Raw genomic sequence first — 12,448 nt, 5'->3', positions numbered from 1 at the left:
CCGGTCTTTAATTTATAACCACCTCCAGCTTTTTGGCGGTGGTTATAGTATCTATAGAGATTAAAGCTTGGCAAAACACCGGCGGGCAGCATCGACGGTTTTCTGGATATCGTCTTTGCTATGTGCAACGGACATAAAACCGGCTTCAAACGCAGACGGAGCAAGATAGATGCCTTCTTCCAGCATCAAATGGAAGAAACGCTTAAAGTGCTCAACATCACAATTCATAACATCTTGATAGCAGGTGACAGTTTGCGCATTGCTAAAGAAGATACCAAACATGCCACCCACGTGGTTAACCACCAGCGGGATATTCTCTGCTTGTGCGGCGTCGAGCAGGCCAGTTGCCAGTAAATCGGTTAACTCGGTCAGGGTTTCATGAACACCTACTTGTGCCACTTCAGTCAGACAGGCATAGCCAGCAGCCATAGCTATAGGGTTCCCGGATAGAGTACCCGCCTGATAAACCGGTCCAGTTGGTGCCAGTGCTTCCATAACATCGCGGCGACCACCGAAAGCACCCACCGGCATACCGCCACCGATAATTTTCCCCAGACAGGTTAAGTCAGGAATGACATTGTAGTAATCCTGCGCTCCAGCTAACGCTACTCGAAAGCCTGTCATGACCTCATCAATAATCAGCAATGCACCAAATTCGTCACACAGCTTGCGCAGCCCCGGTAGGAATTCCGGCAGCGGTGGTATGCAGTTCATATTGCCAGCGACAGGTTCAACAATGATACAGGCGATATCTTGTGGGTATTGCTCAAAGGCTTCACGTACAGAGGCCAGATCGTTATAAGTACAGGTCAGTGTGTGCTTTGCAAAATCAGCCGGTACCCCCGGAGAGTTTGGTTGACCGAGGGTCAATGCGCCTGATCCCGCTTTTACCAATAGGCAGTCGGCGTGGCCGTGATAGCAGCCTTCAAACTTGATGATTTTATCGCGGGAAGTGAAGCCTCGGGCTAGACGAATGGCGCTCATGGTGGCTTCGGTACCGGAGTTAACCATCCGAACCATATCCATGGTTGGCACCAGTTCAGTCACCAACTCAGCCATTTTGACTTCCATCTCTGTTGGTGCGCCAAAGCTGAGACCGCGCTCGACAGCTTCAATTACGGCCTGACGAATGGCCGGATGATTGTGACCAAGAACCATTGGGCCCCAGGAACCGACATAATCGATGTAGGCTTTACCATCAACATCAAATAGATAGGCGCCGTCAGCACGCTCAATAAACAATGGGATGCCACCGACACCGGTGAATGCACGCACCGGAGAGTTAACCCCACCTGGGATCACCTGCTGTGCCTGGGCATACAGACTTTCGGACTTACTCATAAACTGGCTCCTGAATTGGGTTTGGCTATATTGGCTGATATAATATTAGTTTTAATAACATTAGCTTGAATAACATCAGGTTAATAAAAACTATTTTTGATAATACTAGCGTTGTTAACATCAGCCATGACAATGGTGCTTATTCTAAAGAACTGGCCGCGGTTATCAAATGATTGGGCATAATTAACTGTTAGCTTGCGCGACGTGCCGCATATTTGAAACTATCGTGGCTAAAGTTACGTTATGAGGTAGCGCGTTTCATCGGCGTTTAAGCAGGCGCATCATGATGATGTAGGCTAAACTCAGAACTACTTTTCATTTGTATTACTTATTATTTAATTGATAAATATACTAATTATGACTGATTCAACACAACCGATGCCTGGTGAAGGTGTTACTGAACTCAAACGTGGTCGTTTTATTCGAGCATTAGTCAATCGTGATAAAACACCGTTGCTCATTCTTATCATGGCGGGTGTAGTCGGGGTTGTGACCGGTTTACTGGCTGTGGCTTTTGACCGCGGTGTCGATTGGATCCAACAACAAAGGTTAGCAACGCTGGCCAAAGTCGCAGATTACGCAATTTTGGTATGGCCGTTGGCTTTCGTTATGTCAGCGCTGCTAGCGATGGTGGGTTATTTTCTAGTGCGTCGTTTTGCTCCTGAGGCTGGTGGTTCAGGCATTCCTGAAATTGAAGGGGCAATGGAAGAGATGCGGCCAGTGCGCTGGTGGCGGGTTATTCCGGTTAAATTTATTGGTGGCCTTGGTACATTAGGGGCGGGCATGGTGTTAGGCCGGGAAGGGCCGATGGTGCAGATGGGGGGCAACAGCGGGCGCATGGTTGTCGATATTTTCCGTTTGCGTAGCCCTGAGGCACGTCACTCATTGCTGGCAACCGGTGCCGCAGCAGGGTTGTCCGCAGCCTTTAATGCCCCGCTGGCGGGGATTTTGTTCGTTATTGAAGAGATGCGCTCCCAGTTCCGCTACAGTCTGGTATCAATCAAAGCCGTATTTGTTGGGGTGATAACCTCTACTATCGTCTACCGCTATTTTAACGGCGAACATGCGGTTATTGATGTCGGTAAAATGAGCGAAGTGCCACTGGATACCTTATGGCTTTATCTTGTGCTGGGAATTATTTTCGGTGCCATCGGTGTGATGTTCAATGCGTTGATATTCCGTACTCAAGATATGTTCATGCGCTTCCATGGTGGCGATTGGCGCAAATTGGTTTTGATTGGTGGCCTGCTAGGGGGAATGTGTGGCTTATTGGCATTGATTCACGGCGAGGCTGTGGGGGGCGGTTTTGCATTAATCCCAATTGCGGCAGCCGGTAACTTTAGTATCGGCATGTTGCTATTTATTTTTATTGCTCGAGTCATCACTACACTTTTGTGTTTTGGTTCTGGTGCACCTGGTGGGATATTTGCTCCAATGCTGGCCTTAGGAACCATTCTGGGCACTGCCTTTGGCTTATCTTGCGCGCACTTTTTCCCCCAATACGGCATTGAGGCAGGGACTTTTGCTATTGCTGGGATGGGCGCGCTGTTTGCTGCATCGGTACGCGCGCCACTCACTGGGATCGTCTTGGTGTTGGAGATGACCGATAATTATCAGCTTATTTTACCGATGATAGTGACCTGCTTGGGCGCGACATTAATAGCACAGTTTATGGGGGGTAAACCCTTGTATTCAGCTATTTTAGCCCGCACATTACTAAGACAAGAGCAGGCTGCATCTTCGAGTGGACAACAGCAACCGGTGGTTGAAAGTGGTACTCAAACAGGTAGATAATATATAACATTAGCCAGCAATACTTGAATGAATTACTCAGGTATTAGATAATTGATGATTAGATCAGGCTGCCATTGTAGTAACCTGCAACTCGAACACCGGTTGGGAGTGATGAGTATGAGCGATGAAACAGTACTGCCCCTACAGTTTACTGAGGCAGCAGCTAAGAAAGTTAAACTGCTGATTTCTGATGAGGAAAATCCGAATCTGAAGCTGCGGGTCTATATTACCGGTGGCGGATGCAGCGGGTTTCAATATGGTTTTACTTTCGATGATCAAATCAACGATGGTGATATGACTATCGAAAAGCAAGGTGTTGAATTGGTGGTTGATCCGATGAGCCTACAATATCTGGTCGGCGGTGCGGTAGATTACACTGAAGGGTTGGAAGGCTCACGCTTTATCGTGACGAACCCGAATGCGAAGAGTACTTGTGGTTGCGGTTCCTCTTTCAGCATTTAATTTATCCTGCGTCCTTGGCGCAACAGCCGCGTTAGCTGCATTCACTTACCCGAACCACTGGCTTGGGTTAGCTCATCGGGATTAATAAGCCTCATTTTGGGGCTTACCCTGTGGGCCAGCATAAATGCTGTTCAAATCGCTTTTGGCCGATTTGTCATTCGTTGGCTGTTGAACTGTTACGCCCATTATTTTAGATAGCGATACCAGTTAATTTTTTAAAAACCTGAAGGTTTAGATCAGACAAATTAAACCAATCACTCTATTAGTTAGTGCTCTATTTCAAACGTGGGTAGTTTTAAACGCCAGCGGATGGCTGCAAGCCGGATGCCGAGGGTAATTACCATGCCCAGCATCATCGCCTGTTGTAATGGCATACCAAAAGTATAGAACGCCGTAGCATGGGCTATGCCACCAATAATGCAGGCGGTAGCATAAATTTCAGTGCGCAGGATCATTGGGATCTCACGGGCTAATACATCGCGGATAATCCCACCACCAACTCCGGTTATAACACCCATACAGATAGCCACTAACGGGCTGGCACCAGCAGCAAAGGCTTTATTGACGCCGATACCGACGAACACTGCCAAACCAATAGCATCAAGTACCGGCAGGATCCATTTCGGTGTTCGGCGAGGTTGTCGTACCAACAAAATGGTCGCCAGGCAGGTCACCATTGCAACCACCAAGTCAGTAGGATCTTTCACCCAAAAAACCGGGCCATTGGCCAAGGCCATATCGCGGATTGTTCCCCCACCAACAGCCGTCACCACCCCTAGAACCAGTACACCAAACGGGTCCATTCGCAACTTCCCTGCCAGCAACACACCAGAGATAGCAAATACCGCAGTACCTAAAATATCCAGCCAATAAACCAGCATTAATGTGACTCCGCCACGGGGGATTGAAGGGTGGCCATTTGTTGGCACAACTGTTCAGCGGCCAGCAGGATACGCGGACCCGAACGATTAAACCAGTCCTCATTCAGCGTTATAACAGGAATTGCAAGCTGAGGTTGCCAGAAGGCTTTGACATTATCAGCTTGTGGCTGGTCACCACTGACCACAATCACTTGTGGTTGGCGTGTCATGACTTGTTCCCGACTGACTTGAGGCCAGGGAACGCGGCTGCTAGCAAAAATATTTTCTCCGCCACACAGGGAAATAACCTCACTTTGTAGCGTATGCCCAGAACTGGTAAACAGGGGCTGAGTGCCAAATTGTAAAAAGGTACGCAAAGGCGGGTTACGGGTATTGTGGCGACGTAATTCAGTGACCTTCTGACGAAGTTGAGCCGCAGCTTGGCGGGCCTGCTCAGGATGCGAACTGTATTGCGCCAATTTATCCAGATCACCAGCAATTTGATCCATATTTACCGGATCAGAATAGAAAATTGGAATACCAAAGGCGGTGAGTTGATCAAGTGGGCGCTGTGGATTGCCGCCACGCCACGCAAGGATCAAGTCTGGCTTTAATTCCAAAATACGTTCGACATTCACTCCTTGCCAGGATGCAACCTGCTCAAGCTTTTTAGCCGCCTCCGGGTAATCAGAGTAAGCACTTACTGCAACCAGTTTATCGCCTAATCCTGCGGCATAAGCCAGCTCGGTGGTGCTGGGGGATAAGCTGATAATCCGCTCGACTGCCACTGCTAATGGTGCATACAGGGCAAGTGAAAACAGGCCGAGCAACAAAATTATTGTTGCTCGTGATAGGGAGGAAATACTGACGCGCATCATTAATTACGATTAGCCAGTGTGGTTAACATGGCTTCGATCATAAGCGTCGACTGCTGAGCGGCGACCACTAAGAACTCTTCAAAACTCAGGTGCGACTCTTGATCCGCCACATCAGAAATCGCACGTACCACAACGAAAGGTGTTTTGAACAGATAGCAAACATGGCCGATAGCGGCGGCTTCCATCTCCACTGCTGCCACCGACGGGAAGACCGCGCGGATACGGGCCAGAGGGGCGGAACCATTAATAAAGGTATCGCCGCTGCAAATCAGTCCGCGTACTGCATGTAAGTTCAATTGATTAATGCAGCTTTCTGCCAGTGCAATCAACTCAGCATCAGCAATGAAAGCGGGAGGGCAACCAGCCATTTGGCCTGGTTCATAGCCGAATGCGGTTACATCAGCATCGTGATAGCGAACTTCGTTAGAAACGACAATATCACCCACTTTCAAACTGGAGGCTAAACCACCCGCAGAGCCGGTATTGATCACCACGTCTGGCTGGCAATGCTCTAATAGCAACGTCGTTCCCATGGCCGCAGAGACTTTACCAATGCCGGATTTTAGCAATGCGACATCCACGCCATTGAGTTTACCGGTGTAAATTTCGCAGCCTGCACGTGTCAAGGTTTGGCGATTTTCAATTTTATCACGCAGCAAGGTAACTTCTTGCTCCATTGCACCAATAATGCCTACTTTCATATGGATACCCGTTGATTTTAAAAAGTGGATTAAGCTGTAATTATCAGCGCACAGTTTATCAGTTAAGTGAGATATTCGGGTAGCTCAGCAAAGATAATGCGTAATGTGCCGCAGTTCATACGTAATCAATTGCATCTACTGGCAGGAGCCGGTATCACTGTTTGTATTACATGATCAGGGGGATAACATGTCCGGGATCGATTTTAAGCAGAAAATCAGTTTTCAGCGGCCGTTTGGTAAATCCAGTTCGGCAGAAGATGAATATGACATTACCCGGGTATTTGAAAGTGATCGCGGTCGGATTGTTAATTCTGCTGCCATTCGGCGTTTACAGCAAAAAACGCAGGTCTTCCCACTGGAGCGCAATGCCGCTGTTCGCAGTCGTTTAACCCATTCGTTGGAAGTGCAGCAGGTGGGGCGCTATATTGCCAAAGAGATCCTTAATCGGTTTAAGCAAGATAAAAAAATAACGGCCTATGGGCTGGATAAGCTGCTTGATCCCTTTGAAAGTATAGTGGAAATGGCTTGCCTGATGCATGACATCGGTAATCCACCTTTTGGCCATTTTGGTGAGTCAGCGATCAATAACTGGTTTACAAAACAGATGGACCCTAACGGCGGTGGTGCTGAACCACGTGGTAAGGATCATTGTCAGGTTAACGCGCTAAGGCTGCGGGAAGGGGAAACAGAGCTTAATACTCTGCGCAGTAAAATCCGCCATGACCTAAGCCAGTTTGAAGGTAACGCACAAGCTATTCGTTTGGTTTACAGTTTATTAAAACTGAATCTGACTTATGCTCAAGTGGGCTGCATTCTTAAATATACTAAACCGGCTTATTGGTCAGATGATATTCCTGCTTCTCATCACTATTTGATGAAGAAACCAGGATTTTATCTTGCTGAAGAAGATTATGTTAAAGATTTACGTCGCGAACTCAATATGGGGGAGTTCAATCGTTTCCCTCTGACATATATTATGGAAGCTGCGGATGATATTTCTTATTGTATTGCTGACTTAGAGGATGCAGTAGAAAAAAGTATTTTCAGCGTTGAACAACTTTATGATCATATGATGCAAGAGTGGGGCGAAGTTACCCATGGCGACTTGTTTGATAAAGTTGTTGGTGGCGCATTCCGGCAATTAGGTCGTGGGCAAGGCCGGCGCAGTTCGGAAGATCAATTCTTTATGTATTTACGGGTAAATACTGTCGGGAAATTAGTTCCTCATGCGGCACAACGGTTTATTGAAAATTTACCCACAGTATTTTCTGGCTCGTTTAATCAGGCATTGCTAGAAGATTCCAGCCCTGCGTGTAAATTACTGCAAATTTTTAAAAAGGTGGCAGTAAAACATGTTTTTAATCATCCCGAAGTAGAACAGCTTGAATTACAAGGATATAGAGTTATTAGTGGGTTGCTTGATATTTATAGCCCGCTATTATCTATGCCGCAGGCGGCCTTTACACAGCTTGTAGCAGAGGACAGCCACCGCCAGTATCCAATTGAGACTCGATTGTTCCATAAATTGTCCACTAAACATCGTTTGGCTTATGCAGAATCGACAGAGCGGTTACGGAATTTATCGCCAGAACAACATGAGATATATGAATATTATTATCGTGCTCGCTTAATTCAGGATTATATCAGTGGTATGACAGACCTTTATGCCTACGATGAATATCGGCGGTTGATGGCTGCGGAATAGTATGCAAGTAAAGTAAATTGCCCGTTTAATTAACTGTAGTTTTGTAAAGACGGACAATATTTTTTACTATTCCAATTATTGGTTCCGTGAACTTCATCCCCCATATTTAATCTTACTATGCATGACGGCTATATCCTTCTTACTTGGCATTGCGCGTAGTGAGCAGCTTTCGTTACTTGCCCCCCTATCATTGAGCATTAGTTAACTCATTGGGGGTCACCCGATCGCTGGCTTGCTGCTACGTCAATGGTTTTGGATATAAGTCAGTTATACCCTTACGTCCTTGACGCTGCCGAGTTGTTAGCTGCAACTTCAATTTCTTTGGGTATATATACCATTTATTAACTCATTATTAATTGTACAGCGAGAACCAGAATACATGAAAAAAGCAACTTTAGTGTTAAGTGCATTGGCATTGAGCATCGGTTTAGCCATGGGGCCGGTTTCTTCTGCTATTTCGGCAGAGACGGCGTCTTCTAGCAGCCAGCAGCTCCCTAGCCTGGCGCCAATGCTAGAGAAAGTGATGCCTTCTGTTGTGAGCATCAACGTGGAGGGGAGCACCCAGGTTAGCAATGCAGGTGCAGGTGGCGTGCCACCACAGTTCCAGCAATTCTTTGGTGATGACTCTCCGTTCTGTCAGGACGGCTCACCGTTCCAAGGCTCCCCGATGTGTCAGGGTGAGCAGGGCGGTAAAGGGGGAGCACCTGGCAAGCAGGATTTCCGGGCACTCGGTTCAGGTGTCATTATTGATGCCGCCAAGGGTTATGTCGTCACCAATAACCACGTGGTAGATAATGCAACTAAAATCAGCGTCAAACTGAGTGATGGCCGTAGCTATGAAGCAAAAGTGATCGGTAAAGATCCGCGAACTGATATCGCGTTATTGCAGTTAAAAGATTTTAAAAATCTGACGGCAATTAAAATTGCAGATTCTGATAAATTGCGCGTGGGTGATTATACCGTCGCTATCGGTAACCCATATGGTCTGGGCGAAACCGTAACATCCGGTATCGTGTCTGCTTTGGGGCGCAGTGGTCTGAACGTGGAAAACTACGAAAACTTTATCCAGACTGATGCCGCAATTAACCGTGGGAACTCCGGTGGTGCATTGATCAATCTGAACGGTGAATTGATTGGGATCAATACTGCGATCCTGGCACCGGACGGCGGTAACATCGGTATTGGTTTTGCTATCCCAAGTAACATGGTGAAAAACCTGACATCTCAAATGGTTGAATTCGGTCAGGTTAAACGTGGTGAGCTGGGCATTATGGGCACTGAGCTGAACTCTGAGCTGGCCAAAGCCATGAAAGTTGATGCGCAGAAAGGTGCCTTTATCAGTCAGGTCTTGCCAAAATCTGCGGCGGCTAAAGCCGGGATAAAAGCTGGTGACGTTATTGTTAGCATGAATGGTAAAGCCATCAATAGCTTCGCAGGTTTCCGTGCTGAAATTGGTACTCTGCCAGTAGGCAGTAAAATGACCTTAGGTCTGTTACGTGACGGTAAACCTGTCAATGTGGAAGTGACCTTAGAGCAGAGCAGCCAAACTCAGGTTGATTCCGGTAATCTCTATACTGGAATTGAAGGTGCAGAGCTGAGCAACTCTGATGTTAATGGTAAAAAAGGTGTGAAAGTTGATAGCGTGAAAGCCGGCACTGCCGCTGCACGTATTGGCCTGAAAAAAGGCGATATCATCATCGGGATTAACCAGCAGCCAGTTCAAAATCTGGGTGAGCTGCGGAAGATCCTTGATACCAAACCATCAGTACTGGCGCTGAATATTCAGCGTGGTGATACTTCACTCTATTTATTAATGCAGTAATCGGCATTAATAACGCCAAAAGGGCGCAGTTCATTATGACTGTGCCCTTTTTTATGCTGAAGCGGAGGTGTGCTAAGCAGTACCTAAATAGCTTTTGGCCGCATAGCGAACATTCTCTATCTCATCTAATAATTCCAGCCATTCAGGTTGTAAGTCTTGTAAATCAGTTTGTTGACGCAATTGCTGCTCAATTGTCATGCACAATTGCTTCAGCCGTGGCACTCCGCTACACGCACAACTGCCATGGAATTTATGAATTAGGTTCAGAATGTCGTTGTCATGATTGCCTGCCAATATAGCCTGCACGCTACCTACCACTTGTGGCATAAATTCTAATAACATCATTAAAAGGTCTCTGGCGAGAGCCTCTTTATTGGCAGCTTGCCTGACTGCCAGTGACCAATCTATTGCTCCCTCACATTCAGATTGAAGTGCCAACAGGTGATCTGCCTCTGCTGGAAGGGGGGATGAACTATCGTGCTGAAAGCGGGAAAGTGCCTGTATCAATCGGGTTTCATCAATCGGTTTTGCCAGATAGTCTGCCATCCCCAGTTTTAACAACTGTTCTTGCTGGCCTCTTACGGCGTGGGCGGTGACGGCAATAATGGGGGTATCCAGATGATGGGACATCTGATGAATGACTTCGCTGGCACGGATACCATCAATTTCAGGCATTTGAATATCCATTAAAATGATATCCAGCGTATTTTCTCTGGCATAGGCAATGGCTTTCGCGCCACTGTCACACAACACGGTCTCTTCGACCTGTTCTTCAAGCAGGGTGCCAATGAGTTTTAGGTTAGCTGGATTGTCGTCAACTGCCATCACCTTAAACGGTAATTTAGCCGGTTTATCCGTTTGTTCCACTACGGGGGATTCAGCATGGGGTTCTTCAGACAACAGCAATGGAATTAATCTATTTGATGACAAGGGTTTGACCAGACAAGCTTTGGCACCCATCTGTTTAAGTTGCTCGGCCTCAACCTGTGACTGACTGGGCAGGGCCAGAATCACATGTTCGGAAATTTTCAGTGCCGCGACCAGTTTATCTTGATGAACCGCCATATTATTACGGAACGGAATGGGTACCCCAACCAGCAGGAAATCATAATGTTGGCGCGGTAATTGCGCTAATGTCGGGCTATGAGTGACCTGCAAGGGCGTGACACTCAGAATATCTAACGCGGCCCTTGCTGCACAAGTATTGCGCTCAATATAGGCTAGCGTTTTCCCCTCTAAGTACGACATATCAGGATGGCGATAAGAGACTGTTTCGTTAAGATCCAATGTGAGATGGAACCTAAAGGTTGAGCCGCGATCCACCTGACTGTAGAAGCTGATATCGCCCCCCATCTCTTTGACCAATCTTTCGGTAATGACCAACCCAAGGCCGGTTCCTCCGTGTCGGCGGGAGATACTGGCATCCGCTTGACGAAAAGCTTGGAATAGCTGGGCCTGCTGTGACTCGGAAATACCAATGCCCGTATCGTGAATTTCTACTACCAGTGTGACTTGCTGATCCGTTTTAGCCTGCACGGCAAGCAGAATATCAATATTGCCCTGTTCGGTGAATTTAATCGCATTACCAAGCAAGTTCGTGACAATTTGCTGCAAACGCATTGCATCCCCGACGAGCTGTTCGGGGACATCATTATTTACATGCAGTGTCAGTTCTAGCCCTTTCTCATGTGCGGTGTGTGCCAGCAAGATAATGACTTCATCCAGTGCACCACGCAGAGGGAAGGGGATGTGCTCAAGAATGAGTTTTTCGGCTTCCAGTTTGGAAAAGTCCAAAACATCGTTAATGATGCATAACAGGTTGTTAGCTGAGCGTTGGATAGTCTGCAAATAGTCTGTTTGCGTTGGCGTTAGCGAGGTTTTCAACGTTTGACGTGTAAAGCCAATAACGCCATTTAGTGGAGTTCGCAGTTCGTGGGACATGTTAGCCAGAAACTCAGACTTAATACGTGCGGCTTCCTGTGCACGTTTTTTTGCCAGCCCCAGCTCGACGTTTTGTATCTCCATCTGTTCCAATGTTTCGCGTAAATCTGACGTGGCCTGATCGATATTTTGTTGCATCTCTTCGTGATAGGCCGCCAACGACATCGCCATCGAATTGATACCATTTTTCAGAATGTTCAGCTCACCGAGCATATGCCCTTCGACCCGGCTATCCAATTGCCCACGGCGGATACGGTCAACAGCATTCACCATGTTACGGATTGGGCCAGTCACATCCCGCATCAGGCGATAAGCAAACAAAATGGCCACACACATGCAAAACAGCAGCAGCAGGGTTGAGATAAAGATCTCTTTGTATTGCTGCAAACGCACCGATTGTAAATCTAAATCTATGGCGATATAGCCGAGCGGCCGATGGGTTATATCCGCATCCGAGGCTCTATCACTGGATAAGTTGGACTCCGAGACAATAGGCATCCGCATAATCAGCGAGTCGCCACGATAAGAGAGCATCAGCGAATCAGGGATAGAATCGCCTTTGGGTAACCTTAATTGTGAGGAATTGTAATTATAGTTAGATGTGACAAAAAGGTTGTTATCTGCGTCGAAAACGGATATTGACCGAACAATGTTCGAGTGACGGCGATGAAGTAGATTAATCAACTGACGGACGGTATCGCGGTTGCGGAAGGTCATTCCATATTCACTGGCAACCGCCAGCGGTTCAATAATATTAGAACCAGCATTAACTATTTGTTTTTGAAGTTCATTGTAACGGTTAACCATAAAGGAAGTACTGAGTAACAGCCCAAGAAGCAGCGTGGGGGCCAGGATTAAAATCATCATGCGCGCGCGAAGACTGTATTTGGTCATGGTATTCCAATGTGGGAGAATTAGCAGCTTACAAAACCGATGCTTGATCA

The 12,448-nt window shown here is 47.1% G+C and carries 9 protein-coding genes; 4 read left to right on the top strand and 5 right to left on the bottom strand.

From position 1 onward, the window contains the following. Nucleotides 1-60 precede the first annotated feature (60 nt). On the bottom strand, nt 61-1,341 hold the full coding sequence (gene hemL, locus EL015_RS17455) for a glutamate-1-semialdehyde 2,1-aminomutase (RefSeq protein WP_005181569.1): 1,281 nt from the start codon (nt 1,339-1,341) through the stop codon (nt 61-63). A gap of 357 nt (nt 1,342-1,698) precedes the next feature. Here hemL and clcA point away from each other — a divergent pair, with 357 nt between their 5' ends. Together clcA and erpA are read left to right on the top strand one after the other, a co-directional pair. Beyond that, a complete protein-coding gene (gene clcA / locus EL015_RS17450; RefSeq protein WP_005181571.1) occupies nt 1,699-3,135 on the top strand; it encodes a H(+)/Cl(-) exchange transporter ClcA in 1,437 nt (478 codons plus the stop codon). A gap of 117 nt (nt 3,136-3,252) precedes the next feature. Continuing rightward, on the top strand, nt 3,253-3,597 hold the full coding sequence (erpA, locus tag EL015_RS17445) for an iron-sulfur cluster insertion protein ErpA (protein WP_004706254.1): 345 nt from the start codon (nt 3,253-3,255) through the stop codon (nt 3,595-3,597). Between the two features lie 266 nt (nt 3,598-3,863). On the opposite strand, the gene EL015_RS17440 is transcribed toward erpA, so the two are convergent. The 3 genes from EL015_RS17440 to mtnN are packed head-to-tail and all read right to left on the bottom strand — an operon-like array spanning nt 3,864 to nt 6,036. Continuing rightward, nucleotides 3,864-4,478 (bottom strand): TRIC cation channel family protein, encoded by a 615-nt coding sequence (locus EL015_RS17440; RefSeq protein ID WP_032905477.1) that lies wholly within the window; start codon nt 4,476-4,478, stop codon nt 3,864-3,866. After that, nucleotides 4,478-5,335, bottom strand: coding sequence for a vitamin B12 ABC transporter substrate-binding protein BtuF (gene btuF, locus EL015_RS17435; protein WP_032905478.1), 858 nt, complete (start codon nt 5,333-5,335; stop codon nt 4,478-4,480). Before btuF ends, EL015_RS17440 begins: the two co-directional genes overlap by 1 nt. Then, the gene (gene mtnN, locus EL015_RS17430) at nt 5,335-6,036 is read right to left on the bottom strand and encodes a 5'-methylthioadenosine/S-adenosylhomocysteine nucleosidase (RefSeq protein ID WP_005181576.1); all 702 of its coding nucleotides are present in this window, start codon (nt 6,034-6,036) and stop codon (nt 5,335-5,337) included. Before mtnN ends, btuF begins: the two co-directional genes overlap by 1 nt. A gap of 187 nt (nt 6,037-6,223) precedes the next feature. Here mtnN and dgt point away from each other — a divergent pair, with 187 nt between their 5' ends. Further along, nucleotides 6,224-7,741: a dGTPase gene (dgt, locus tag EL015_RS17425; RefSeq protein WP_032905552.1), complete on the top strand. Its 1,518-nt coding sequence runs from the start codon at nt 6,224-6,226 to the stop codon at nt 7,739-7,741. 379 nt (nt 7,742-8,120) lie between these two features. Then, on the top strand, nt 8,121-9,563 hold the full coding sequence (gene degP, locus EL015_RS17420; protein ID WP_005181580.1) for a serine endoprotease DegP: 1,443 nt from the start codon (nt 8,121-8,123) through the stop codon (nt 9,561-9,563). Between the two features lie 72 nt (nt 9,564-9,635). Here the strand turns inward: degP and barA are convergent, their stop codons facing one another. Then, a complete protein-coding gene (gene barA / locus EL015_RS17415; RefSeq protein WP_032905479.1) occupies nt 9,636-12,398 on the bottom strand; it encodes a two-component sensor histidine kinase BarA in 2,763 nt (920 codons plus the stop codon). Nucleotides 12,399-12,448 lie beyond the last annotated feature (50 nt).

Origin of the sequence: Yersinia intermedia (assembly GCF_900635455.1) — a bacterium.
Classification (GTDB): Bacteria; Pseudomonadota; Gammaproteobacteria; order Enterobacterales; family Enterobacteriaceae; genus Yersinia; species Yersinia intermedia.
Note: the sequence above shows the minus strand (reverse complement) of the source record. Positions and strands in the feature narration are given on the sequence as shown.